This window comes from Cupriavidus consociatus, from assembly GCF_017814975.1.
GTDB lineage: Bacteria > Pseudomonadota > Gammaproteobacteria > Burkholderiales > Burkholderiaceae > Cupriavidus > Cupriavidus consociatus.
Window position 1 is genome coordinate 42,304 of the sequence record NZ_JAGIQA010000006.1, and the last position, 22,793, is coordinate 65,096.

A 22,793-nucleotide genomic window follows, 5' to 3' on the forward strand; every position below is an offset into this window, starting at 1 on the left:
GCCGGCGCGCCGCCATGGCGCGTTCCCGGCCGCGCGCCAACCCGGAAGCGACATGACGTTTTCACCCGAACCGGTCTACCAGCACGGGCAGGCGCCGCGCACGGCGATCCTGCTGGTCAACCTGGGCACCCCCGATGCACCCACGCCCAGGGCGGTGGGGCGCTACCTGAAGGAATTCCTGTCCGACCCGCGCGTGGTCGAGATTCCGCGCGCCGCCTGGCTGCCGCTGCTGCATGGCGTGATCCTGCCGCTGCGTTCGCGCGCGTCGGCGCTGAAGTACGAGTCGATCTGGTTGCGCGAGGCACACATGACCGGCTCGCCGCTGCTGGTCTACAGCGAGCGCCAGGCGCATGCGCTGCAGCGGCTGCTGAACCAGAACGGCCATGAGGTGACGGTGGCGTGCGCCATGCGCTACGGCAACCCGTCGATCGCCTCGGTGATGGAAGCGCTGCGCCGCCAGGGCTGCGAGCAGGTACTGGTGCTGCCGATGTATCCGCAGTATTCCGGCACCACTACCGCGACCGCGTTCGACGAAGTGTTCCGCGTGCTTGGCCAATGGCGCAACCAGCCCGAGCTGCGGCTGGTCAAACATTTCCATGACCACCCGGCTTATATCTCGGCGCTGCACCAGCAGGTCGGAGCCTACTGGTCACGGCATGGCATGCCCGATTTTGCGCGCGGCGACAAGCTGATCCTGTCGTTCCACGGCGTGCCGCGGCGCACGCTCGAGCTGGGGGACCCGTATCACTGCGAGTGCCTGAAGACCGGCCGCCTGCTCGCCGACGCACTGGGCTTGCAGCCGGGGCAGTACCAGGTGACGTTTCAGTCTCGTTTCGGCAAGGCGGAGTGGCTGCAGCCATACACGGCCCCGACACTGGCGGAACTGGGCAAGGTTGGCGCCGGCCGGGTCGACGTGTTCTGCCCGGGTTTCCCGGCGGACTGCATCGAGACGCTGGAGGAAATCGCGATGGAAGGGCAGACCGAGTTCAAGGTCGCGGGCGGCAAGGAGTTCCACTTTATTCCTTGCATGAACGACTCGGCGCCGTGGGTGGCGGCGATGGCGGAGATTGCCCTGCAGCACCTGCAGGGATGGCCGCTCAACACGCCGCACCCGCATGAACTTGAAGCGCGCCGCTCGCGTGCGCAGACCCGGGGAGCCGCAGCATGAACGTGGATTTCGAATCGGATGCCCGCCAGCGCATCGACAAATGGCTATGGTGCGCGCGCTTCTTCAAGACGCGCTCGCTTGCGGCCGAGGCGGTGGAGCGGGGCAAGGTGACCGTCAACGGTCAGCTGGTCAAGAACTCGCGCGAAGTGCGGCCTGGCGACAAGGTCGCACTCGAAGCGCACCAGCAGCGCTGGGAACTGCAGGTGAAGGGCATTGCCCCGGCGCGCGGCCCGGCACCGGTGGCGCAAACGCTGTATGAAGAGAGTGCCGACAGCCAGGCACGCCGGCAGGCCGAGGCCGAGCGCCGCCGGCTGCAGCCGGAGCCCGCCGCCCAGTTGCAGGGGCGCCCGACCAAGCGCGACCGCCGCCGCATCGATGACTTCCGGGACTGAGGCTGGCAGGAATGACACGCGGCGGCGCCGGCACAATGCCGGGGCCGCCGCGGTGCAGGCGTATGTGCCGGAAAGTTGCGCGGGCGCCTATTCCTGCGAGACTTCCTGGCTGACGATAGGAACGATGTAGTGCTTGAACACCGCCTTGCCACTGCCATACTCGGTATCGCGCGGCGCGAAGGCGCCGGACAGGCAGATAAAGGCGGTCATGACCGCGAGGGCGGCCACGAGGCAGAGCGTCACGACTGGCAGCTTATGCATGGCCAACCTTTCGGAAGCGGCACAAAAATGAACCATCTCCAGGCCCTCGTCATTTTTGTCATTTTTCTTAATGTGAATCTTAGTGAGTGCAGTGCAGCAAAGCAATAAGGCCTCAATTGCATAAGTCGCGCCTTTGTAACCGCTTGTTTCCGGCGTCTCGCCGGCGCCACTCTTGAAATCCGGCGCGACGCCACCAATTGCCGCTAAACACGCCGATTGACCCACCGCGGCCGTGCCCACGGACGGTCGCGCCAATGCATTGATACGGATCGACATGGAAGAACAGAAGCAGACGCCATCCACCCCGACGCCCAACGACGAAGCCAGCGCTGCCGCCGCGCAGGAGAGCGCCGCGCCGGAGGCTGCCGCCGTGGAGGAGGTGGCGGCCCAGCTGGCCGCCCTGGAAGCCAAGGCGCGTGAGCACTACGACTTGTACATGCGCGCGGTCGCAGAAGGCGAGAACATCCGCCGCCGGGCGCAGGAAGACGTCACCAAGGCGCACAAATTCGCCATCGAGAACTTCGCCGACAACCTGCTGCCGGTGATGGACAGCCTGCAGGCCGCGCTGGCGGACGGTTCCGGCGATATCGCCAAGCTGCGCGAAGGCATCGAACTGACCGCGCGCCAGCTGGCCGCCGCGTTCGAACGCGGCAAGATCGTGGAACTGAACCCGGTCGGCGAGAAGTTCGACCCGCACCGCCACCAGGCCATTTCGATGGTGCCCGCCGACCAGGAACCCAACACCGTCGTCACCGTGCTGCAGCGCGGCTATACCATTGCCGACCGCGTGCTGCGCCCGGCGCTGGTGACGGTGGCGGCACCGAAGTAAGCTGACCACTTAGCGGCTGACACGTTGCGCCCGGTGCAGTTCAGGCCCGGGCGTTTTGCTTTTTTTGCCCTTGCGGGAGCCAATCATGTCAAGCGAATCGCCGGCCGGCGTGCCGTCCGCGGACCAGGCCGCGGCACCCCACCTCGACCACCGCGCCTTCGACGCCTTCGGCATGCGCCAGGTTGACGGCGCCAGTATCGATGCCGCGATCGCGCGGGGCGGCGATGCGCTGGTGTGCGTGTTCTTCTGGGGCGTGGATTGCTTCAATTGCGAGATGGCAAAGAAAGCCATGCTCGCCAATCCCGAACCAATCCGGGCGCTGGGCCTGCACTGGCTGCATGCCAACGTCTATGAGCACCCCTCACTGGGCAAGCGCTTCGGCCTGCACGGCATCCCGGTGTTCATGTTCTTCCAGAGCGGCAAGAAGCTGGGCCGCGCTACCGGCTGGCATGGCCACGGCCAGTTTGCCGCCGCGGTTGCCAACGCCAGGCTGAAGGCGGGCGGCAAGCCGCCGGCGGGGTGAACCGGCAAGCCAGGCCGTGTCAGGGCTTTAGCGCGACAGCGCGTAGCCGATGCGGAACTGCCAGGGCAGCTTGTGGTTGTAGTCGAGCAGGCTTTCGCCGTAGCCGACGAAGTAACCCGCCATCAGGTAACCCGCCGTACCCGGCAGCAGCCGCGCCAACGGATAAGTGACCTGCGCATCGACGCTGCCGTACCACTTGCGCGTGCCCTTGCGCAGCGTGGCGGAGAACTCCCAGGAATCCGGACGCCCATATGCGATGCCAAGGTCCATATAGCCGCGGTAGTGGGCGATGTCCGGGTTGTCGCCCTTCTCCACGTAGGCGTAGAGCTTGGGCGCGACACGCCAGTGCCAGTCGTTCTGGTCGCCGAAGTAGAACGTCGGCTTGACGAACACGGTGTTGATGCTGCGCGACTCGTCGCCGCTGCGGCCGTTGGACTCGTGCTCCACGCCGGCCGCCAGTGACAGCCGGCTGATGGCGCGGTTGCGCACGCCGGTGTCGGAAAGGTAATAGAACAGGCTCGGGCGGTAGTTGGTGTCGCGGAACGGCTTGGACTGCTCCGACAGGTCCCACAGCGAGAACTGCGTGAAGCCCAGGTAGAGGTTGTCGAACAGGCTTTTCGATGCCGGGTCCTCGCCCTCGAAGATCCGGTACTTGAAGCTGAACTGGAACTTCGCGTTGGCGCCATCGTGCGCGCCGACGATGAAGTACATCGGGTCGTAGAACGACAGGCGCGCGCTGTCGCGCAGGTCCGCCGGCGCCGGGGCGGTGGCGCTTGCGCTGGTCACCGGCGTGATGGGAACCGGGGTCGCCTCCGCAGCTTCGCCAGCGGGCCCCGGCTTAGCGGCTACCGCGGGCGGGGCAGTGGCCGCCTCGCCAGGCTGGGGCAGCCGGTTGAGCGTGACCACCACCGGCGCGGCGTCGATGCCGGTCGCGTCCAGCCGCACCTGGCCGCGCAACTGTGGCGGCAGGGTCGCGGTGTAGCGGATGGCGCGGTGCTCGCCGCGGCGCAGGTTGACCATGGCAGGTCCGGACACCTCGCGCCACAGGACCAGTCGTACCGGCGCCTGCATCTCGCTCGACGCGGTGACTTCCAGCGTATCCGGAATCCGGTAACGGCGCGTCGCGCCGTCGGCGCTGACCACCAGCGTCAGCGTCAGCGGCTGGTTGCCGTCGATTACGCGCGGCGGCTGCAGCAGCGCCACGCCGGCCTGGCCGGCCAGGGGCCAGGCCAGCGCCAACGACAGGCAGAAGGGGGCAACGGCGCGGCTGGCAGGCACCAGCCGGCGGGGCAGGGTCGATCGGGACATGATGCTGGACACCGCGGTCGCGGCCTGAGCGGCGCGCGCGGCATTGGGAAATTTCGGAACCCGCAAAGCCTACCATGCGGTAGAAAACGGGTTGTGACGAAATGTACGCAGCCGGTCAGCGGCCGGCAGGAGTGCTGCGCTCAGCGCAGCGCGCGCCGGCGTACGCTGTCGACGTACTGGTCGCCGTCCGGAGGCAGGCCGCTGCGCTGTGCCTGCCACAGCATCTCGCCCAGACATTCCATCATCTGGTGCTGGGCCTCGTGCGGCGAATCGAGCCGGCGCGCAAGCGCCTCGTAAGCCTCGCGAATGCCGCGTGGCTGGTCGACGGACACCTGTTCCGAGATCGACAGGTGCATCGCCAGGTGCAGGAACGGGTTGGTCTGGCCTTGCTCGGGGGTGTAGTCCTGCGTCAGCGCGCCTTCGGTGTCGCGCAGCAGGTCGTGATACTCGGGATGCTCGCCGATCCAGTCGACGGCAATGACTTCCAGCGGCGTCAGCACGCTGCCCGCTATCTGCTTCTGCCAGGCTTCGCAGAAGAACCGGCGGACTTCTTCTCGTGAGGGATTAAACATGGTGGCGCCATTGTAAACGAGGGGCGCGGCGACCGCTGGCGCGCTGGCGGCGCCAAGTAGAATGCGGGATCGCCGACTTCCCGCCAGCTTCATGACCGTCTCCGCCTCCACCACCGCCCACGAACAGGCCCGCGCCAAGCTCACCGGCGTGCTGCTGATCGCGGTGTCGGCCAGCGCCTTCGGCGCCATGGCGATCTTTGCGCGCTTTGCCTATGCGGCCGGTGCCGACGTCTACGGGCTGCTGCTCGTACGTTTCGTGCTGGCGGCGGTGGCGCTGGCGTGGGTCATGCGCACGCGCGGCATCGGCGTCCCGCCGTGGCGGCGCGTGCTGGCGCTGGCGGCGATGGGCGGCATCGGCTACGTCGGCCAGTCATTCTGCTTTTTCAGTGCGCTGAACCATGCGCAGGCCAGCCTGGTGGCGCTGCTGCTGTACCTGTACCCGTTGTTCGTGACGATCCTGGCCGCGGTATTTCTGAAAGAGCGGCTGACCACGGCGGCCGTCATCGCGCTGATTCTGTGCTCGGTGGGGGCCGGGCTGACCGTTGGCGGCGGCGAGGGTTCGCCGCTGGGCATCGCGCTGGGCCTGGCTGCGGCGGTGATCTATTCCGTCTACATCATCGTCGGCGCGCGCGTGACCGCCGGTGTCAACCCGATCGCCACCACCACGGTGATCTGCACCGCGGCCGCGCTGGTCTACGGCGCGGTCGGCCTGCTGCGCCTTGGCGCAGGGGTGCCGCCGCAGTTTCCCGCCAGCGCCGGCGGCTGGCTGGCGCTGGCGGCGATCGCGCTGCTGTCGACGGTGCTGGCGATCCTGACCTTCTTCGCCGGGCTGCAACGGCTTGGCGCGGCGCAGGCTTCTATGCTGTCGACGCTCGAACCGGTGGTCACGGTGCTGCTGGCGGCGTTGCTGCTCGGCGAGCATATCGGCGGCACGCAGGCCGTGGGCGGCGGACTGATCCTGGCCGGCGTGCTTTGGCTGACGCGGCGGAGCAGCGCGCCGACGCCGGCCCGTGGCGACATGCAAGAGAATTGAACGGGTCGGTCAAAGGCGCTGGCGCGGCGCATCCTGGCCCTTCGGTAGAATCGCGGCTTCTTACATTTCTTGGATAGGAAAGAGCCGCATGTCCCAGATCGACCAAGCCGCGCTGGCGCAACTGTTCACCGAGGCCCGCACCCACAGCGTGTGGCAGGACCGGCACGTGGAAGACGCCGTCCTGCACCAGATCTATGACGCGATGAAGTTCGGTCCGACCGCCGCCAACAGCGGCCCGGCACGCATCGTTTTCGTCAAGAGCGCTGCCGAAAAGGCGCGCCTGGTGGATTGCGTGTCGGCCGGCAACGTCGAGAAGACCCGCTCCGCGCCGGTCACCGCGATCATCGCCTTCGACAAGGCCTTCCACGACCAGCTGCCGCGCCTGTTCCCGCACGCCGACGCGCGTGCCTGGTATGCCGGCAACGATGAGAAGATCGCCCGCGACGCCCTGATGAACAGCTCGCTGCAAGGCGGTTACTTTATCCTGGCTGCACGTGCGCTGGGCCTGGATTGCGGCCCGATGGGCGGTTTCGACGCCGACAAGGTCAACGCGGCCTTCTTCCCCGATGGCAAGTGGTCGGTCAACTTCCTGGTCAACCTGGGCTACGGCGTTGCCGACAAGCTGCATCCGCGCCTGCCGCGCCTGTCGTTCGACGAAGCCTGCCGCATCTTCTGAAGACACCGCGCGCCGGTGGTGCGGGGAATAGAAAAAGCGACACATTGTGTCGCTTTTTTGTGACGCGCCGCCATCTCAGGCAGTCCATTCCTGGACGGGATTGCAGGCAAGGTAGCGACCGGGCTCGGCAATGCCGAGCCGTGCACGGGCAGCGTCGAGCGGTTCGTGCAACAGCCGTTCGTAGTCCTCGCCGAGCAGCCAGCCGGCGCGGCGTCCCAGCCGGTAGCCCTCCAGCACGGCGCGCGCAAAGGCCAGGCTGCCGGTCACGCGCAGGCTTTTCAGCGACGCCGCGATGGCGATGAACGCCCATCCCTTGCCGCCGGTCTGCGCGTAGCTGAACGCCACCAGCGCGGCTTCGCCCAGGCTTTCGTCGGCCCGGTAGCCTGTGAGCACGTGCCAGATGTCGTGGATATCCCGGGTACGCCGGCCGAACCACAGGTAGGCGTCCTCGATCACGGGCTCCTGGTCGAGGTTCGAGACCTTGGCCAGGCCGTCCGCGCTGTAGCCGGTCTTTTCCAGGAACGCGCGATAGGCCGCGCCGACGGTGCCCGGTGCGAAGCTGGCGACATAGACGGGATCGGACAGGCGCTCGGCCAGTTCGATGCGCTGGTAGACCATGCGCCTGCCATCGTGCGTGCGCAGCAGGCGGCTGAAGTTGCGCGGCATCGACGGGCCGTTCAGCGCGCGCATGATGCGGAACACCTGCTCGGTGTCGTTGCCGTTCGCGAGCAGCTTGCGCACGGCCCGCAATGCGGTGAAGACATCTTGCTTGTAGGGATTGGAGGCGGTCGGGATGGCCATGGCAGAGGCTCCGTGAATCAGGCGAACTGGACTGGGCCGGGGGCCGGTGCATGCAGCGGCGCGGCGGCGTCGCGCACAAAATCGACGCAGGTGTCGATGGCGGTCACCGGCAGCATATGGCCGCCGTCTACCAGTGTCAGCGTGGCGCCAGGCACCCTGGCAACCAGCGCTTCGCCATGCTCGGCAAAGTCGAGGATGCGGTCATCGCGACCGTACAGCACGCTCACCGGCACGCGCAGCGAGCCATAGTGCGGCAGCATTGCCGGCAGGCTTCGCGCGGCACCGATCAGGTCTTCGGAAGCGGCGAGGAAATGGGAGGGCCGCAGCGCCAGCAGGCCGCCGCCCCGCGTCGGGAAATCGAGCGGGAACGGGTCGGGACCGAACACGATATCCATGACTTCTTCCCGGCGCCGTTCCGACATCGGCACCACCAGCGTCCACGCCAGCAGCCGGCGCAACGCGCGCGGCAGGGTCATCGCCTGGAATACCGGCGAAATCGCCTTGGGCGGATGAGTGAGCGGCGCGATCAGCGCCAGGCCGCCGACGTGCCCGGGGTGATGGATGGCCAGTGCCAGCGCGATTGCACCGCCAAGCGAGTGGCCGACCACCAGCGGTTTCTCCAGCCCAAGCTGGTCGCACAGCGCCGCGAGTGCCTCGGCCTGTGCCGGCAGATCCGCTGCGGTGCCTGCCGCGCGCGTCGAGTGGCCAGCCCCGGGGCGGTCGACGGCGATCACGCGGAAATGGCAGGCGAGCGGTTCGATCATGCCGTAACCGAAATTCTCCAGCTGTCCGGAGAGGCCATGCACCAGCAGCACGGCGGGACCCTGGCCGCGCTCGACCACGTGCAGCCGCGCGCCGGGCACATCGACAAGGCGTCCACGCGGCGGCATTGCCGCCTCGATGCGCCGCACGGTGCGCAACGTGTACAGCCATAGCGCGGCGCCCAGCACCACGAGCAGCCCGATCAGCAAGCCGGCGATTGTCAGCGCGATGGTCACGATTGCACCTCGCTGGCGGCAACGGCCGGCACGGTACTGGTTTCGGTGGGGCCCTGGCTGTCGCGATGGGGGCGGCCAGCATGGGTGGAGGAAGTCGGGACATCGAACTGCAGTACGCCGTCGGCGATGCGCCCGTGCCGGATCGTCAGCATGTCTTTCAGGTAGTTCTGATAGACGCGCCAAGGCTTGCGGTCGCCTTGACGGGGCAGCACGGTGCCGGCGCGTTGCACATAACCCGAAGTGAAATCCAGGAACGGTGCGGGTTGCATGCCGGCGGGCGCGCGCGGCACTGCGACACGGTGCCCATGGCGGTCCATATGCCGCAGCAGGCGGCAGACGTACTCGGCGGTGAGGTCGGCCTTGAGCGTCCACGAGGCGTTGGTGTAGCCGAAGGCGAGCACCAGGTTGGGCACGTCGCTCAGCATCATCCCCTTGTACGCGAACGATTCAGCGGGGCGGCGCGGCTCGCCGTCGACGCTGACCACGATGTCGCCCAGCATGTTCAGCTTCAACCCGGTGGCCACGACCACGATATCCGCGGCGAGCGCCTTGCCGCTGGCCAGCACGATGCCGTGTTCGGTGAAGCGCTCGATGGTATCGGTCTCCACCGTGGCGCGCCCGTCGCGGATGGCGCCGAACAGGTCGCCATCGGGCACCAGGCACAGGCGCTGGTCCCACGGGTTGTAGCGGGGCGTGAGGTGCGTGGCGACGTCGTAACCCGGCGCCAGCTGCGCCGCCGCCATGCCGATCAGCTTTTGCCGGGTGCGCTCCGGCCGCCGCCGCGCCAGCTGGAAGAACATCATGCCAAGCAGCACGTTCTTCCAGCGCGTGGCGCCGTAGGCCAGCCGCTCAGGCAGCAGCCGGCGCAGCTTGTGGGCGATCGCGTCCTGGGCGGGGCGCGTCACGATGTAGGTAGGCGAGCGTTGCAGCATGGTCACGTGGGCGGCGCGTTTTGACATCTCGGGCACCAGCGTGACCGCTGTGGCGCCGCTGCCGATCACCACTACACGCTTGCCGCCGTAGTCGAGCGATTCGTCCCAGAACTGCGGATGCAGGATGCGGCCGCGGAAGTGCTCCTCGCCGTCGAACGCCGGGCGGTGGCCTTCGGCATAGCTGTAATAGCCGGCGCAGACATAGAGCAGGCGGGCACGCAGGCGCAGACGGCTGCGATCCGCCGTGCGTTCGGCCTCGACCGCCCAGCAGGCGGCTGCGCTGTCCCACGCGGCACTGACGACCTTGTGGCCGAAGCGGATATGCGGGGTGATGCCGGCTTCCTCGGCGGTCTCGCGGATATAGGCCCGGATCGACGGCCCGTCGGCGATGGCCTTGGCGCCACGCCACGGCTTGAAGCGGTAGCCCAGCGTGTACATGTCCGAGTCGGAGCGGATGCCGGGGTAGCGGAACAGGTCCCACGTGCCGCCGATGGCGTCGCGGGCTTCCAGGATGGCGTAGTGCTTGCCAGGGCAGCGCATCTGCAGGTGGCGCGCGGCGCCGATGCCGGACAGGCCGGCCCCTACGATCAGGACATCCAGGACGGCATCATCGGGACGGGGTGCGGTCATGTCAGGCATCCGGGGCGAGTGGCGCTTCTGACAACATAGGTTGTCAGAAGCGATAAGACAAGGCATCTGACAATAGGGAATGTCATAATGGCGCACATGACCACCGAGCTCACCTCCGCACGCCGCTACCGCGGCGCCGAAGCCGAAGAACGGCGCGCCCAGCGCCGCGGCCAGCTGATTGCCGCGGCGGTGCAGGTCTATGGCGAGCGTGGCTACCAGAGCGCCACCGTGAAAGCCGTATGCGAGGCCGCCGGCCTCACCGAGCGCTATTTCTACGAGTCATTCGCCAACAGCGAGGCACTGCTGCTGGCGTCGTTCCAGGCCGTCACCCACCGCTTGCTGCAGACACTGGCCCGCGCCGGGGAGGCGGCAGGCGGCGGTGGCCCCAACCGGGCGCTGGCGATGCTGCGCGCCTATTTCGGGGCCTTGCAGTCCGAGCCCCGTTCGGCACGGGTATTCCTGGTGGAGATCCGCGGCGTCAGCAAGCTGGTCGATGGCGCACTGGCGGATTCACTGAGCGAATTTGGCGGCCTGCTGGCGCAGGCGCTGCTGCCGCCGGGCCGGCAGCTCAATCCGTTGCTGACCGCGGGCGTGGCGGGTGGGGTCATCCATGTCGCCCTGCGCTGGATCGGACAGGGCTACACGCCCGACGTCGAGGTGGTGGCGCGCACGGCACTGCAGCTGGCCATGGTGCTGGCGAGCGAGCCGCACTGAGGCCCGCCGCCAGGGCGCTTACAGCTGCGGCGCTTCCGTCTTTTCCCTGAATTCGCACAGCGGCTCGATTACGCAGTGCCAGCATTCCGGCTTGCGCGCCTTGCACACGTAGCGGCCGTGCAGGATCAGCCAGTGGTGCGCATCGTGCAGGAATTCGGGCGGCACGCACTTGAGCAGCTTCTGCTCGACCACTTGCACATCCTTGCCGGGCGCCAGTCCGGTGCGGTTCGCGACCCGGAAGATATGCGTATCGACCGCAATGGTGGGCTCGCCAAAAGCGGTATTGAGGACCACGTTGGCGGTCTTGCGTCCCACCCCAGGCAGTGCTTCCAGCGCTTCGCGGTTGGGCGGCACCTTGCCGCCGTGCCGTTCGACCAGGATGCGGCACGTCTCGATCACATGCTTGGCCTTGGTCTTGTAGAGGCCGATGGTCTTGATGTATTCGCTCAGCCCGGCCTCGCCGAGGTCGAGCATCTGCTGCGGCGTGTGCGCGACCGGGAATAGCCGGCGCGTGGCCTTGTTGACGCCGACGTCGGTGGCCTGCGCCGACAGCAGCACGGCAATCAGCAGCTCGAACGGCGAACTGTATTCCAGTTCGGTGGCCGGCGCCGGGTTGACTTCGCGCAGCGTCTCGAAAATGGCACGGCACTTGGCGGCGTTCATTGTTGTTGTTCTGGATCGGGTTTGGCGTTGGGGCCGACGGCTGGCTCGGTCAGGCCGGCGCGCGCGCGGCGCGCTTCGGCGGCGTCGATCTGCGCCTGAACTGCGGGCGAGACGTTTTCGGTATTGCGCGGCCGCGCGGCCTGCTGCTTCTGGCGGGCGCGCTCGATCGCAGCCTGGATGATGGCGCGCTTGCGTTCCTGCGCGGCGCGCTCGGCATCGTCTTGCGGGGCTTCGGCCTGCACCGCGGCCAGCTTGGCCGCGGCCTTGGCGGCCAGGCGCGCGTCGTTTTCCTCGCGCTCGCGCACCAGTCTGGCCTGGCGCGCCAGGTAGCGCGCGTGGGCAGCGTCGGCCTGGGCCGGCGACCAGGCGTCCCAGCCGGTGCGCTCGCCGGTGACCGGAATCATGGCAATGCAGTCGACCGGGCAGGGCGCCACACACAGGTCGCAGCCGGTACACAGTTCTGGAATTACCGTGTGCATCTGCTTGGCGGCGCCGGCAATGGCATCGACCGGGCATGCCTGGATGCAAAGGGTGCATCCGATGCACAGGCTCTCGTCGATCAGCGCAACCGCGCGCGGTTGCTCGGTGCCGCGTTCGGGATCGAGTGGCATGGGTTCGACGCCGAGCGCCCCGGCCAGCCGGCGCACGCCTTCCGCGCCGCCCGGCGGGCACCGGTTGCAGGCCGCTTCGCCGGCGGCCATGGCCTCGGCGTAGGGGCGGCAGCCGTTGAATCCGCATTTGGTGCACTGGGTCTGGGGCAGTAACGCCTCGATGCGGTTGGCAAGGGACTTGACGGCGGGATTCACGACAACAGGCTGGAATTCAGGAGACAAACCGGATCAGTACAGGACTGGACATTTATGGGGCGGCGCTGTGCGTGCTTGGCGACATAACTGCGGGCCGGGAAACACCCGGCGGGGCTGCGCCGGCGCACAATAAGCCGGCGTAACCGTCGCCGGCGGGCCCCAGCGGCCCGGTCGGGCTTCTCCGAGCCCTCGCGCCGCAAGGATTATCCCCGATTTCGCCGATGGACAGAAACGGCGATGATGCGCGTCGCGCAGCCGGATTGCCGCATTCCGGCGTGTGCCATAATCCGCGCAACGATCGACCTGCCATCCATGTCAACAGAGACCAAGACCAAACGCGACCCCGAAGGGACGCGCCGACGCATCCTCGCTGCGGCCACCGAGGAGTTCGCCAAGGGTGGTCTGGCCGGCGCCCGCGTCGACCAGATTGCCCGACGCGCGGAAACCAACGAACGCATGCTGTATTACTACTACGGCAGCAAGGAAGGGCTGTTCCTGGCCGTGCTGGAAAAACAGTACGCCGAATTCCGCGCCGCTGAAGAAAAGCTGCACCTGGTCGACGAAGACCCGATCGCCGGCGTGCGCACGCTGGCCCGTTTCGTCTGGGATTGGTACTACGAGCACCCCGAGTTCATCCGCCTGATCAACAGCGAGAACCTGCACGAAGCCCGCCACCTGAAGAAATCCGCACAACTGCAGCAGCTGATCAACCCGGTCGTGGATGTGCTGGCCGACGTGATCCACCGGGGCCAGCAGCAGGGCGTCTTTCGCGACAACATCGACGTGCCGCAGTTCTACCTGACGATCTCGGCACTGGGTTACTACGTGCTGTCCAACCGCTACACCATCAGCGCCGTGACCGGGCGCGACGTGGCGTCGCAGCACGAGCACGAGCGCTTTGCCGAGCTGCATACCGAGATGCTGCTCTGCTACCTGAAGCGTTCCTGCTGTCCCGAGAGCGCGACATAAAAAGAAACGCCCGCGATCGCGGGCGTTGTCTTGTCTGCGGCAGCATTATTTTGCCGCGGGCTGGTGGTACTTGCGGATGAAATCGCGCAGGTCTGGATAGATGTCCTCGCGCCAGCGCCGGCCCGAAAAAATCCCGTAGTGGCCGCAACGCGGCGCGGTCACGTGCTGCTTGCGGTCTTTCGGGATGCCGCTGCACAGGTCGTGCGCGGCGGCGGTCTGGCCCGCGCCCGAGATATCGTCCAGTTCGCCTTCCACCGTCATCAGCGCGGTGCCCTTGATATCCTGCGGCCGCACCGGCTTGCCATCGATGGCCCACGTGCCGTTGGCCAGGCGGAATTCCTGGAACACTTCGCGAATGGTGTCGAGATAATACTCGGCGGCCATGTCCAGCACCGCGTTGTACTCGTCGTAGAAGCGCACATGCGCCTCGGCGTCGTCGGCGTCGCCCTCGACCAGGCTCAGGTAATAGTCATAGTGCGAGGACAGGTGCCGGTCCGGGTTCATCGCCACAAAGCCGGCATGCTGCAGGAAGCCGGGGTATACGCGACGGCCGTGGCCGGGGTAGTTGGCCGGCACGGTGTAGATGACGTTGTTCTCGAACCACTCGAACGACTTGTTGATGGCCAGGGAGTTGACGGCGGTCGGGCTCTTGCGGGCATCGATCGGGCCACCCATCATGGTCATGGTGCGCGGCGTGGTCTCGCCGGCGGAAGCCATCAGCGAGATCGCGGCCAGTACCGGCACGGTCGGCTGGCACACCGAAATCACATGCAGGTTTTCGGCGCCGATATGGCGGATGAATTCCTGGATGTAGTAGATGTAGTCCGACAGGTGGAAGACGCCGTCTTCAATCGGGACCATGCGCGCGTCGATCCAGTCCGTCACGTAGACCTTGTGGTCCTGCAGCAGCGTGCGCACGGTGTCGCGCAGCAACGTGGCATGGTGGCCCGACAGCGGCGCGCACACCAGCACCACCGGCTCGTCCTTCAGCAGCTTGATGGTTTCCGGGTCGTCGGCATAGCGCTTGAAGCGCAGCAGCTTGCAGAAGGGCTTTTCCAGCACGGACTGCTCGACGATGGGGATGTCGCGGCCGTTGGAGCGCACCGACTTGATGTCGAACGCCGGCTTTTCGTATTCCTTGCCGAGCCGGTACAGCAGCTCGTAGCCCGCCGCAAGCCGGGGGGCGCCGGGCACCAGCGACATCGGGCTGAGGGGATTGGTGAACGTCTTGGCGGTCGCCTGGGCCCATGCGGTGAGCGGGTGCAGGATCGAGCGCTGGAACTCATGCAATTGGTAGAGCATGCCGTTTCTGCCTGTCTTACTTATGGTCACGTACCACCAAGTACTAATGTACTGACAATACACCTGGGATCGTCGCGGATTATGCCCGGTATCGAACGGTCGTGCTAACGATCTTGCTTTGCAGCATATACCTTAAGGTACTTCCCTATCTGCGGAACACAATAAGCCATTGGCCTGATTTTTGGATGACACTGTCCTACAAGACTGAAAACAAATGCAAAAAGCGGCCGAGGCCGCTTTTTTTATGACGTTTTGTGATGCTTGCGCCAGTTGCGACGCGTTGCCGCCCGTTGCCGTGCAGCAACGCTGTCGGTCATTACATTACCGCTGCGATCGCATCGACCACCGCATCGATGTTGCGGCTGTTCAGCGCCGCCACGCAGATGCGGCCGGTGCCGACGGCGTAGATGCCGTGCTCGTTGCGCAGGCGGTCCACCTGGGCCGAGGTCAGGCCCGAATAGGAGAACATGCCCCGCTGGGCCTTGACGAAGGAAAAGTCGCCCGGCACGCCCTTGGCGGCCAGCTTGTCCACCAGCGCATGGCGCATCAGCTTGATGCGGTCGCGCATCTCGGCCAGTTCTTCTTCCCACATGGCGCGCAGTTCCGGGCTGTTCAGCACGGTGGCGACCACGGTGCCGCCGTGCGTCGGCGGGTTGGAGTAATTGGTGCGGATCACGCGCTTGACCTGCGACATCACGCGCTGGGCTTCTTCCTTGCCGGTGGTGACGATCGACAGCGCGCCGACGCGCTCGCCGTACAGCGAGAAGCTCTTCGAGAAGGAGCTCGACACGAAGAACGGCAGGCCGGAGTCGGCGAACAGGCGCACGGCCGCACCGTCGGCGTCGATGCCTTCGGCGAAGCCCTGGTAGGCCATGTCCAGGAACGGGATCAGGTTGCGTTCCTTGACCAGCTCCACCACTTGCTTCCACTGCTCGGCCGACAGGTCGACACCGGTCGGGTTGTGGCAGCAGGCGTGCAGCACGACGATGGTGTTGGCCGGGTACGACTTCAGCGATTCCACCATGCCGGCGAAGTTCAGGCCGTGGCTGGCAGCGTCGTAGTACGCGTAGTTGACCACCGGGAAACCGGCGGCTTCGAACAGCGCGCGGTGGTTTTCCCAGCTCGGGTCGCTGATGGCGACCTTGGCGTCCGGGTACAGGCGCTTGAGGAAGTCGGCGCCGATCTTCAGTGCGCCGGTGCCGCCCAGTGCCTGGGCCGTCACAACCCGGCCTTCGGTGATCAGCGGCGATTCCTTGCCGAACAGCAGCGTCTGCACGGCCTGGTCATAGGCGGCGATGCCTTCGATCGGCAGGTAGCCACGCGGGGTGGCGGTGGTCAGACGGGCTTTTTCTGCCTCCTGGACGGCGCGCAGCAGGGGGATTTTCCCTTCGTCGGTGAAGTACACGCCAACGCCCAGGTTGACCTTGGTGGCGCGGGTGTCGGCATTGAAGGCTTCGTTGAGGCCCAGGATCGGGTCACGCGGGGCCATCTCGACGGCAGAAAACAAACTCATTTGGAATCTCGTGGTCGGCAATGAAAGAAAACGGGAAGGCGTAGAATGCTCCGGACTGCGCTGGCGGCTGGCAGGCCCCGTTCCGTTCTGGGCGGAATCGGCCCCACGCCGTTGGGGACGGCTTGAAGCGGGGGCTGTCAACCCCAAGATTCTAGCGTATCCGCCCGTTTTCCTGAGGTTTTTCCCTGATCTCGCCATCACTTCTTTCGTTACTTCTTTATTACTTCTCCCGCTATTCCGCCCCCTATGTCGAACCTCGCAGAAGCCGCGCCGGCCCTGGACGAAAGCAAATTCGTCACATTTGCCGGCTCCCCGTTCCAGCTGTACCAGCCGTTCGCGCCCGCCGGGGACCAGCCGGAAGCGATCCGCCAGCTGGTGGAGGGGGTGGAGGACGGCCTCTCGTACCAGACACTGCTGGGCGTGACCGGGTCAGGCAAGACCTTCACCATGGCCAACGTGATCGCCCGGATGGGACGGCCGGCGATCGTGTTCGCGCCCAACAAGACGCTGGCGGCCCAGCTTTACGCCGAGTTCCGCGAGTTCTTCCCGCGCAATGCGGTCGAGTACTTCGTCAGCTACTACGACTACTACCAGCCGGAGGCCTACGTCCCGCAGCGCGACCTGTTCATCGAGAAGGACTCGTCGATCAACGAGCATATCGAGCAGATGCGGCTGTCGGCGACCAAGAGCCTGCTGGAGCGCCGGGACACGGTGATCGTGGCGACGGTCTCGGCGATCTATGGTATCGGCAACCCGAACGAATACCACCAGATGATTCTCACTTTGCGGGCCGGCGACAAGATCAGCCAGCGCGACGTGATCGCGCGCCTGATCGCGATGCAGTACACCCGCAACGAGACCGATTTCCAGCGCGGCACGTTCCGCGTGCGCGGCGACACCATCGACATCTTCCCGGCGGAACACGCCGAGATGGCGGTGCGGCTGGAGATGTTTGACGACGAAGTGGAATCGCTGCAATTCTTCGACCCGCTGACCGGCCGCGTGAAGCAGAAGATCCCGCGCTTTACCGTCTACCCGTCGAGCCACTATGTGACGCCGCGCGAGACCGTGCTGCGCGCGATCGAGGCGATCAAGGACGAGCTGCGCGACCGGCTGGAGTTCTTCCATAAGGAAAACCGGCTGGTCGAGGCGCAGCGGCTGGAGCAGCGTACGCGCTTCGATCTCGAGATGCTTTCGGAGCTCGGCTTCTGCAAGGGCATCGAGAACTATTCGCGCCACCTGTCCGGCGCGCGCCCGGGGGAGCCGCCACCGACGCTGGTCGACTACCTGCCGTCCGATGCGCTGATGTTCCTGGACGAGTCGCACGTGCTGATCGGCCAGCTCAACGGCATGTACAACGGCGACCGCGCGCGCAAGACCACGCTGGTCGAATACGGCTTCCGGCTGCCGTCGGCGCTGGACAACCGGCCGCTCAAGTTCGACGAGTTCGAGCGCAAGATGCGCCAGGTCATGTTCGTCACGGCGACGCCGGCGCAGTTCGAGCAGGAGCATGCCGGGCAGGTGGTGGAGCAGGTGGTGCGCCCGACCGGGCTGGTCGACCCGACCATCATCGTGCGCCCGGCGACCACGCAGGTGGACGACCTGCTGTCGGAAATCCACGCGCGCGTGGAGGTCAACGAGCGCGTGCTGGTGACCACGCTGACCAAGCGCATGGCCGAGCAGCTGACCGAGTTCCTGTCAGAGAACGGCGTCAAGGTGCGCTACCTGCACTCGGACATCGATACGGTGGAGCGCGTCGAGATCATCCGCGACCTGCGCCTGGGCACCTTCGACGTGCTGGTCGGCATCAACCTGCTGCGCGAGGGGCTGGATATCCCCGAGGTCTCGCTGGTGGCGATCCTGGACGCGGACAAGGAAGGCTTCCTGCGCGCCGAGCGCTCGCTGATCCAGACCATCGGCCGCGCCGCGCGCAACGTCAATGGCACCGCCATCCTGTATGCCGACCGCATGACCGACTCGATGCAGAGGGCCATCAGCGAGACCGAGCGCCGCCGTGCCAAGCAGATCGCCTTCAACGAGGCCAACGGCATCGTTCCGCGCGGTGTGGTCAAGCGCATCAAGGACATCATCGACGGCGTCTACAACGCCAGCGATGCCAAGGCGGAGCTGCAGGCCGCGCAGGAGCAGGCGCGCTACGAGGACATGAGCGAAAAGCAGGTGTCCAGGGAAATCAAGCGGCTGGAAAAGCTCATGCTCGACCATGCCCGCAACCTGGAGTTCGAGCAGGCGGCGCAGGTGCGCGACCAGCTGGCCAAGCTCAAGGCGCAGGTGTTCGGCGCCAGCGGCGAGGGCGCGCTCCCGCCGGCCTGAGCCCGGCGGCGGCGCTGGCGTGCGCCGCGGCTGGCCTATAGTGAAAAGCGTCATGACCGATCCCGGAGACGCATCATGGTGAAGCTTGGCCTGTGGGTGCCGCTGGAGGCGCGACCCGGCAAGGAGCAGGAAGTCGAACAGTTCCTGCGCGACGGACTGGCGCTGGCGCAGCAGGAAAGTGGCACCGCGGCCTGGTTTGCGCTGCGGCTGGGGCCGTCGATGTTCGGCATCTTCGATGCCTTTGCCGATGAGGCCGCGCGCGAGGCGCACCTGGCCGGCAAGGTTGCCGCCGAGCTGATGGCCAGGGCGCCGGAACTGTTCATGGGTACGCCGCCGATCCAGAAGCTGGAGGTGCTGGCGGCAAAGCTGCCGGCGTGAGCCGGGCGCAAGGAGCTGCCATGGAACGCCAGTTCGAGTATGGGGGCTATCTGGTCGTGGCCACCGCGGTGCCCAATGCCGCAGGGGGCTTTGCGGGGCAGATGCGCATTGCCGATGCCTTTGGCGAGCCGGCCGGGCCGACCTATGAGGCCATCGCCGGCGATGCGCCCACGCAGGAGGCGGCCGTCGCGCTGGCCGAGGCCGCGGCGATGCGGGCCATCGATGCCGGCGAGGTCAACTAGACGCTATCCTGTCCCATTTCCCGAGGAGAACACACAATGACCGAAGTCGGCGAGTGGAAGAAGAAGGTCTATGAAACCCACGAGGTGCAGGTCCAGGTCAAGCAACGCTCGCAAAGCGAATGGTCGTACACGGTGCGCGTCTGCCGCCCCGGGACCAATATCCGCGCCGCCGGCACGCTGACCGAGACCTCGCTCATCACCGATCATTTCAAATCCGCCGAAGCCGCCTTGGTGGCCGGGTTTGCGCACGGCGAGCGCCTGGCCAAACAACTTGCCTAGGCAGGGCCCGGCGCCGCGGGGCGGGCCGGAAGGCATTGGCGGTCTGTCCCGGGCAGGCGGTTAGAATTGCGCCTCGCCAACTACCGGGCAAGGCCTTGAGTGCCGTGCCGCGGGTGCGCTTGCGCTGACTCCAGCTCCGGCTGCCAACCGACCGATGAAGAAATACGCCATTCTGATGTGTTGCATGGGCAACATCTGCCGCTCGCCTACGGCGGAGGGGGTGCTGCGCGCCAAGCTCGCCGCAGCCGGGCTGGAGTCGCTGGTCGAACTGGACTCGGCCGGCACCCATGAGTACCACCTGGGCCGCGCGCCCGATCCGCGTACCCAGCGCGCCGCGCTGCGCCGCGGTTACGACCTGTCGGCGCTGCGCGCGCGCAAGGTCGGCCTGCCCGACTTCGACCGCTTCGACCTGATCCTGGCGATGGATCGCGAAAACCTCGCCGGCCTGACCCGGCTCCATCCCGACGCCGGCGACAAGTTGCGCCTGCTGATGAGCTTCGCCACCCGCCACGACGCAGAAGAAGTGCCCGATCCGTACTACGGCGAGGGCGACGGCTTCGAGCGCGTGCTCGACTATGTCGAGGACGCCTGCGACGGGCTGATCGAGATGCTTCGCCAGCGCCTGCAAGCTCCCGCCGGCTGAGCCGGCACCCGCGAGCATCCATCCCGCGCGGCCCGCGCCGCGACGCCACCGGCGCCGCGCCCGGCGGGCCGATTCCACCAGATTTCCATGCTCCGAACCCTGTTCCGCAAATGGCGCGAATCGCGCAATGCCAGCCTGCAACTCGACGCCGTCCTGGCCGCGGCCGATCCCGGGGCGCCGCTGGCCGAGCGCAACCGCTGGCTGATCGAGCTGGGCTACTGGATACGCCGTGAGGGCAGCCTCAGCGCGAACGGCGAGGAGCCCGCCACGGACCGCAGCCATTCCGAGCACGTACGGCTGCGCTACCTGCTGCAGGTGCTGGAGCGCCATCCCGACTGGGCCGAGCGCTTCGCGCTGACGATGCGCAGCATCGTGCGCGATAACGACCCGACCGGCCTGTTCTGCGACACCGGAGTGTCCCTGCATCCGGGCTTCGTCAGCGAGATGGTGAGCCGGCTGCAGAACCGCTTCTTGCCGCCGCCGCTCAACCGCAACGACATGGCCGGACTGTTCGCGCTGGTGTTCGTCGGTGACGAGGACGCTGAATGGGTGGAAGCCATCGACGACGAGCTGGTGGCGCGGCTGTCGCGGGTGCTGCAGCAAGGCACCGAGGCCGTCGGCGGCATGAGCAACTACCGCGCGGCGCTGGGCCAGACGCTTGCGACCAGCATCGCGGTGCTGGTCAGCCAGGTGCGCGCTACGGGGCTGAGCCAGGCGATCCGCTCGCGGCTGCGCGGGCGCGTGGAAGACACGCCGTTTTTCCAGCTGGACGCCGCGATAGACGCACTTCGAGTGGATGGCCTGCAGCACGACGATGAAAGCTTCGGCCAGGGCCTGAACTATTTCCGGGCGCTGCTGGATGGCTGCCACGATGCCGCCCGGCAGGTCTACCAGGACCTGGAGGAGAACGGCGTGTCGATCGAGGTGGTGTTCCAGATCGAACGCATGAAGGTGCAACTGCACCGCATCGAGCTGCTGCTGGCGGCCTGGGTCGAGCCCGGCCGCCCCGGCATGCATCCGCACCTGGTGGCGGAACTGATCCGCTCGACGCAGGCGCGCCGCAGCCTGTCGCACCTGGCGGGCACCTCGTTCGCGCAACTGGCGCGCAAGGTGGTGGAGCGCTCGGCCGAGACCGGCGAACACTACATCACGCGCGACCGCAAGGAATACGCCGAGCTGGTGCGCGCGGCAGCGGGCGGCGGCCTGATCACGGTGGCCACGGTGTACCTGAAGTTCGTGATCTACGGCCTGCATCTGGACAAGTTCAGCGAAGGCCTGCTGGCCTCGCTCAACTATGCGGGGAGCTTCCTCGCCATCCACTTCGCGCACTTCACACTGGCGACCAAGCAACCGGCGATGACCGGCCCGGCGCTGGCGCACCGGCTTGACGCGGCGGGGCGTCCGGAAGGGCGCGAGATCTTTGTGGACGACACCATCGCCATGATCCGCTCCAACGCGGCGGCGATCGTCGGCAACCTGGCGGTGGTGTTCCCGGTGGCGCTGGCCATCCAGTGGCTCGCGCACAAGCTGCTGGGCGCCAACCTGATCACGCCGGCCAAGGCCATCGCCACCATCGAGTCATTCTCGATCCTCGGGCCGACGCCGCTCTACGCCGCCTTTACCGGCGTGCTGCTGTGGCTGTCGAGCCTGATCGCCGGGTGGGCCGACAACTGGTTCGCGCTGCACCGCGTGCATGACGTGATAGCCTACAACCGGCGCCTGCACTATGTGCTGGGCGCGCACGGCGCAACGCGCCTGGCGGACTTCTGGAAGGGCAACCTGCCGGGCATCGTCGCCAATGTGTCGCTGGGCTTCCTGCTGGGCCTGGGGCCGGAGATCCTTAGCTTCGTCGGGCCGCATATGGAAGTGCGCCATGTGACGCTGTCGACCGGCTCGGTCGGCACCGCGATCGGCGTGCTGGGACTGGATGCGCTGCGCATGCCGTCGCTGTGGCTGGCGGTGGCCGGGATTGCGCTGATGGGGGTGCTGAACGTTGGCGTCAGCTTTGCGCTGGCCTTCAATATGGCGCTGCGATCACGCAATTTGCGGCGGGTCGACCGCGCGGATCTGAGCGCCGCCGTGCGGCGCCGCATCCTGAAATACCCGCTCTCGCTGGTGATGCCGCCGCGCGCGGCAAGGCCCGAGACGGCTTCCGGCGAGCGCAGCGCTTGATGCGCTGCGGCATGGGTAGTTGACTGAATTAGTCGGGTACCTTTATACTTGACGGAAACGATCAAGTATTTCGCTTTACCCCCAGAGCCCTGCACCATGAGACTGACCACCAAAGGCCGCTTCGCGGTCACTGCGATGATCGACCTGGCCATGCGCCAGGATCAGGGACCGGTGACGCTCGCCGGCATCAGCCAGCGCCAGAAGATCTCGCTGTCCTACCTGGAACAGCTGTTCGGCAAGCTGCGCCGGCATGAGATCGTCGAAAGCGTGCGCGGCCCGGGCGGTGGCTACAGCCTGGCGCGCAAGGCCGAGGACGTCACGGTGGCGGACATCATCATCGCCGTTGACGAGCCGCTGGACGCCACCCAGTGTGGTGGGAAGGGTAATTGTAACGGAGATGACGGCTCCGGGCGTTGCATGACCCACGAACTGTGGGCAACGCTGAACCAGAAGATGGTCGAGTACCTCGACTCCGTCTCGCTCAAGAACCTGGTCGACCAGCAGCGCGCCCGCCAGCCGGCGGTGCTGCATGACATGCGCGAGGAAGCCGCGCAGCCGGCCGCCGCCGCGGCGCGTGGCAAGGCGGACAAGCAGGAAAAGCCGGTTCGGGCGAGGATGGTGAATTCAGTATTCAGCCTGGCCCAGTCCTGAGGTCTAC

At 66.7% G+C, this 22,793-nt stretch carries 25 protein-coding genes; 15 read left to right on the forward strand and 10 right to left on the reverse strand.

Annotation, left to right across the window (positions count from 1 at the left end; genetic code table 11):
• Positions 1-52: 52 nt before the first annotated feature.
• Positions 53-1,168, forward strand: coding sequence for a ferrochelatase (gene hemH, locus J8I82_RS10150; protein WP_209756912.1), 1,116 nt, complete (start codon positions 53-55; stop codon positions 1,166-1,168).
• Positions 1,165-1,560 carry an RNA-binding S4 domain-containing protein gene (locus tag J8I82_RS10155; RefSeq protein ID WP_209756914.1) on the forward strand — a complete coding sequence of 132 codons (396 nt, stop codon included), beginning with the start codon at positions 1,165-1,167 and terminating at the stop codon, positions 1,558-1,560. Before hemH ends, J8I82_RS10155 begins: the two co-directional genes overlap by 4 nt.
• A gap of 87 nt (positions 1,561-1,647) precedes the next feature.
• Here J8I82_RS10155 and J8I82_RS10160 read toward each other — a convergent pair whose 3' ends face one another.
• A complete protein-coding gene (locus tag J8I82_RS10160) occupies positions 1,648-2,097 on the reverse strand; it encodes a hypothetical protein (protein ID WP_209757357.1) in 450 nt (149 codons plus the stop codon).
• On the opposite strand from J8I82_RS10160, the gene grpE reads away from it, so the two are divergent.
• Both grpE and J8I82_RS10170 read left to right on the forward strand, forming a co-directional pair.
• Positions 2,096-2,650: a nucleotide exchange factor GrpE gene (gene grpE / locus J8I82_RS10165; RefSeq protein ID WP_209756916.1), complete on the forward strand. Its 555-nt coding sequence runs from the start codon at positions 2,096-2,098 to the stop codon at positions 2,648-2,650. The two genes, J8I82_RS10160 and grpE, sit on opposite strands and share 2 nt — an antisense overlap.
• An 85-nt stretch (positions 2,651-2,735) precedes the next feature.
• The gene (locus J8I82_RS10170) at positions 2,736-3,173 is read left to right on the forward strand and encodes a thioredoxin family protein (RefSeq protein ID WP_209756917.1); all 438 of its coding nucleotides are present in this window, start codon (positions 2,736-2,738) and stop codon (positions 3,171-3,173) included.
• 27 nt (positions 3,174-3,200) lie between these two features.
• Here J8I82_RS10170 and J8I82_RS10175 read toward each other — a convergent pair whose 3' ends face one another.
• Positions 3,201-4,481 (reverse strand): phospholipase A, encoded by a 1,281-nt coding sequence (locus tag J8I82_RS10175; RefSeq protein ID WP_209756918.1) that lies wholly within the window; start codon positions 4,479-4,481, stop codon positions 3,201-3,203.
• Positions 4,482-4,621: 140 nt separating this feature from the next.
• The gene (locus J8I82_RS10180; RefSeq protein ID WP_209756919.1) at positions 4,622-5,053 is read right to left on the reverse strand and encodes a DUF1841 family protein; all 432 of its coding nucleotides are present in this window, start codon (positions 5,051-5,053) and stop codon (positions 4,622-4,624) included.
• A 91-nt stretch (positions 5,054-5,144) separates the two neighbouring features.
• Here J8I82_RS10180 and J8I82_RS10185 point away from each other — a divergent pair, with 91 nt between their 5' ends.
• Positions 5,145-6,086 carry a DMT family transporter gene (locus J8I82_RS10185; protein WP_209756920.1) on the forward strand — a complete coding sequence of 314 codons (942 nt, stop codon included), beginning with the start codon at positions 5,145-5,147 and terminating at the stop codon, positions 6,084-6,086.
• A gap of 88 nt (positions 6,087-6,174) precedes the next feature.
• Entirely contained in the window at positions 6,175-6,762 is a 588-nt protein-coding gene (locus J8I82_RS10190; protein WP_209756921.1) for a malonic semialdehyde reductase, read from the forward strand.
• 75 nt (positions 6,763-6,837) lie between these two features.
• Here J8I82_RS10190 and J8I82_RS10195 read toward each other — a convergent pair whose 3' ends face one another.
• Genes J8I82_RS10195 through J8I82_RS10205 form a run of 3 tightly spaced genes read right to left on the reverse strand, consistent with a single transcriptional unit; the run spans position 6,838 to position 10,123 of the window.
• A complete protein-coding gene (locus J8I82_RS10195; protein WP_209756922.1) occupies positions 6,838-7,563 on the reverse strand; it encodes a Coq4 family protein in 726 nt (241 codons plus the stop codon).
• 17 nt (positions 7,564-7,580) lie between these two features.
• Positions 7,581-8,561, reverse strand: coding sequence for an alpha/beta fold hydrolase (locus tag J8I82_RS10200; protein ID WP_209756923.1), 981 nt, complete (start codon positions 8,559-8,561; stop codon positions 7,581-7,583).
• Positions 8,558-10,123, reverse strand: coding sequence for a flavin-containing monooxygenase (locus J8I82_RS10205; RefSeq protein ID WP_209756925.1), 1,566 nt, complete (start codon positions 10,121-10,123; stop codon positions 8,558-8,560). The genes J8I82_RS10200 and J8I82_RS10205 overlap by 4 nt, the downstream gene beginning before the upstream one ends.
• A gap of 87 nt (positions 10,124-10,210) precedes the next feature.
• Between J8I82_RS10205 and J8I82_RS10210 the strand changes: the two genes are divergently transcribed.
• Positions 10,211-10,837, forward strand: a complete 627-nt coding sequence (locus J8I82_RS10210; protein ID WP_209756927.1) for a TetR/AcrR family transcriptional regulator — start codon at positions 10,211-10,213, stop codon at positions 10,835-10,837.
• 18 nt (positions 10,838-10,855) lie between these two features.
• On the opposite strand, the gene nth is transcribed toward J8I82_RS10210, so the two are convergent.
• On the reverse strand, positions 10,856-11,500 hold the full coding sequence (nth, locus tag J8I82_RS10215) for an endonuclease III (protein ID WP_209756929.1): 645 nt from the start codon (positions 11,498-11,500) through the stop codon (positions 10,856-10,858).
• Positions 11,497-12,306 (reverse strand): electron transport complex subunit RsxB, encoded by an 810-nt coding sequence (rsxB, locus tag J8I82_RS10220; RefSeq protein WP_209756931.1) that lies wholly within the window; start codon positions 12,304-12,306, stop codon positions 11,497-11,499. Before rsxB ends, nth begins: the two co-directional genes overlap by 4 nt.
• A gap of 312 nt (positions 12,307-12,618) precedes the next feature.
• On the opposite strand from rsxB, the gene J8I82_RS10225 reads away from it, so the two are divergent.
• Positions 12,619-13,275, forward strand: coding sequence for a TetR/AcrR family transcriptional regulator (locus J8I82_RS10225; protein ID WP_209756933.1), 657 nt, complete (start codon positions 12,619-12,621; stop codon positions 13,273-13,275).
• 45 nt (positions 13,276-13,320) lie between these two features.
• Here J8I82_RS10225 and J8I82_RS10230 read toward each other — a convergent pair whose 3' ends face one another.
• A complete protein-coding gene (locus J8I82_RS10230; RefSeq protein ID WP_209756935.1) occupies positions 13,321-14,577 on the reverse strand; it encodes a polyhydroxyalkanoate depolymerase in 1,257 nt (418 codons plus the stop codon).
• A gap of 316 nt (positions 14,578-14,893) precedes the next feature.
• Positions 14,894-16,090 carry an amino acid aminotransferase gene (locus J8I82_RS10235; protein ID WP_209756937.1) on the reverse strand — a complete coding sequence of 399 codons (1,197 nt, stop codon included), beginning with the start codon at positions 16,088-16,090 and terminating at the stop codon, positions 14,894-14,896.
• A 246-nt stretch (positions 16,091-16,336) separates the two neighbouring features.
• Here J8I82_RS10235 and uvrB point away from each other — a divergent pair, with 246 nt between their 5' ends.
• The 7 genes from uvrB to iscR all read left to right on the forward strand — a co-directional run bounded on the left by uvrB (position 16,337) and on the right by iscR (position 22,786).
• Entirely contained in the window at positions 16,337-18,421 is a 2,085-nt protein-coding gene (gene uvrB, locus J8I82_RS10240; RefSeq protein WP_209756939.1) for an excinuclease ABC subunit UvrB, read from the forward strand.
• Between the two features lie 75 nt (positions 18,422-18,496).
• Complete coding sequence (locus J8I82_RS10245; RefSeq protein ID WP_209756940.1) at positions 18,497-18,799, forward strand: putative quinol monooxygenase; 303 nt, start codon at positions 18,497-18,499, stop codon at positions 18,797-18,799.
• Positions 18,800-18,819: 20 nt separating this feature from the next.
• Entirely contained in the window at positions 18,820-19,041 is a 222-nt protein-coding gene (locus tag J8I82_RS10250) for a hypothetical protein (RefSeq protein ID WP_209756942.1), read from the forward strand.
• Between the two features lie 36 nt (positions 19,042-19,077).
• The gene (locus tag J8I82_RS10255; RefSeq protein ID WP_209756945.1) at positions 19,078-19,320 is read left to right on the forward strand and encodes a hypothetical protein; all 243 of its coding nucleotides are present in this window, start codon (positions 19,078-19,080) and stop codon (positions 19,318-19,320) included.
• Positions 19,321-19,474: 154 nt separating this feature from the next.
• Positions 19,475-19,963: a low molecular weight protein-tyrosine-phosphatase gene (locus J8I82_RS10260; RefSeq protein ID WP_209756947.1), complete on the forward strand. Its 489-nt coding sequence runs from the start codon at positions 19,475-19,477 to the stop codon at positions 19,961-19,963.
• An 87-nt stretch (positions 19,964-20,050) separates the two neighbouring features.
• Positions 20,051-22,135 (forward strand): site-specific recombinase, encoded by a 2,085-nt coding sequence (locus tag J8I82_RS10265; protein ID WP_209756949.1) that lies wholly within the window; start codon positions 20,051-20,053, stop codon positions 22,133-22,135.
• A gap of 96 nt (positions 22,136-22,231) precedes the next feature.
• A complete protein-coding gene (iscR, locus tag J8I82_RS10270; protein ID WP_209756951.1) occupies positions 22,232-22,786 on the forward strand; it encodes a Fe-S cluster assembly transcriptional regulator IscR in 555 nt (184 codons plus the stop codon).
• Positions 22,787-22,793: the final 7 nt, after the last annotated feature.

What these genes read in the sequence shown, in the direction of transcription:
- hemH (WP_209756912.1), top strand. Translation starts at nt 53, where the DNA reads ATGACGTTTTCACCCGAACCGGTCTACCAGCACGGGCAGGCGCCGCGC.
- J8I82_RS10155 (WP_209756914.1), top strand. Translation starts at nt 1,165, where the DNA reads ATGAACGTGGATTTCGAATCGGATGCCCGCCAGCGCATCGACAAATGG.
- grpE (WP_209756916.1), top strand. Translation starts at nt 2,096, where the DNA reads ATGGAAGAACAGAAGCAGACGCCATCCACCCCGACGCCCAACGACGAA.
- J8I82_RS10160 (WP_209757357.1), bottom strand. Translation starts at nt 2,097, where the DNA reads ATGTCGATCCGTATCAATGCATTGGCGCGACCGTCCGTGGGCACGGCC.
- J8I82_RS10170 (WP_209756917.1), top strand. Translation starts at nt 2,736, where the DNA reads ATGTCAAGCGAATCGCCGGCCGGCGTGCCGTCCGCGGACCAGGCCGCG.
- J8I82_RS10175 (WP_209756918.1), bottom strand. Translation starts at nt 4,481, where the DNA reads ATGTCCCGATCGACCCTGCCCCGCCGGCTGGTGCCTGCCAGCCGCGCC.
- J8I82_RS10180 (WP_209756919.1), bottom strand. Translation starts at nt 5,053, where the DNA reads ATGTTTAATCCCTCACGAGAAGAAGTCCGCCGGTTCTTCTGCGAAGCC.
- J8I82_RS10185 (WP_209756920.1), top strand. Translation starts at nt 5,145, where the DNA reads ATGACCGTCTCCGCCTCCACCACCGCCCACGAACAGGCCCGCGCCAAG.
- J8I82_RS10190 (WP_209756921.1), top strand. Translation starts at nt 6,175, where the DNA reads ATGTCCCAGATCGACCAAGCCGCGCTGGCGCAACTGTTCACCGAGGCC.
- J8I82_RS10195 (WP_209756922.1), bottom strand. Translation starts at nt 7,563, where the DNA reads ATGGCCATCCCGACCGCCTCCAATCCCTACAAGCAAGATGTCTTCACC.
- J8I82_RS10205 (WP_209756925.1), bottom strand. Translation starts at nt 10,123, where the DNA reads ATGACCGCACCCCGTCCCGATGATGCCGTCCTGGATGTCCTGATCGTA.
- J8I82_RS10210 (WP_209756927.1), top strand. Translation starts at nt 10,211, where the DNA reads ATGGCGCACATGACCACCGAGCTCACCTCCGCACGCCGCTACCGCGGC.
- nth (WP_209756929.1), bottom strand. Translation starts at nt 11,500, where the DNA reads ATGAACGCCGCCAAGTGCCGTGCCATTTTCGAGACGCTGCGCGAAGTC.
- J8I82_RS10225 (WP_209756933.1), top strand. Translation starts at nt 12,619, where the DNA reads ATGTCAACAGAGACCAAGACCAAACGCGACCCCGAAGGGACGCGCCGA.
- J8I82_RS10230 (WP_209756935.1), bottom strand. Translation starts at nt 14,577, where the DNA reads ATGCTCTACCAATTGCATGAGTTCCAGCGCTCGATCCTGCACCCGCTC.
- J8I82_RS10235 (WP_209756937.1), bottom strand. Translation starts at nt 16,090, where the DNA reads ATGAGTTTGTTTTCTGCCGTCGAGATGGCCCCGCGTGACCCGATCCTG.
- uvrB (WP_209756939.1), top strand. Translation starts at nt 16,337, where the DNA reads ATGTCGAACCTCGCAGAAGCCGCGCCGGCCCTGGACGAAAGCAAATTC.
- J8I82_RS10245 (WP_209756940.1), top strand. Translation starts at nt 18,497, where the DNA reads ATGGTGAAGCTTGGCCTGTGGGTGCCGCTGGAGGCGCGACCCGGCAAG.
- J8I82_RS10250 (WP_209756942.1), top strand. Translation starts at nt 18,820, where the DNA reads ATGGAACGCCAGTTCGAGTATGGGGGCTATCTGGTCGTGGCCACCGCG.
- J8I82_RS10255 (WP_209756945.1), top strand. Translation starts at nt 19,078, where the DNA reads ATGACCGAAGTCGGCGAGTGGAAGAAGAAGGTCTATGAAACCCACGAG.
- J8I82_RS10260 (WP_209756947.1), top strand. Translation starts at nt 19,475, where the DNA reads ATGAAGAAATACGCCATTCTGATGTGTTGCATGGGCAACATCTGCCGC.
- J8I82_RS10265 (WP_209756949.1), top strand. Translation starts at nt 20,051, where the DNA reads ATGCTCCGAACCCTGTTCCGCAAATGGCGCGAATCGCGCAATGCCAGC.
- iscR (WP_209756951.1), top strand. Translation starts at nt 22,232, where the DNA reads ATGAGACTGACCACCAAAGGCCGCTTCGCGGTCACTGCGATGATCGAC.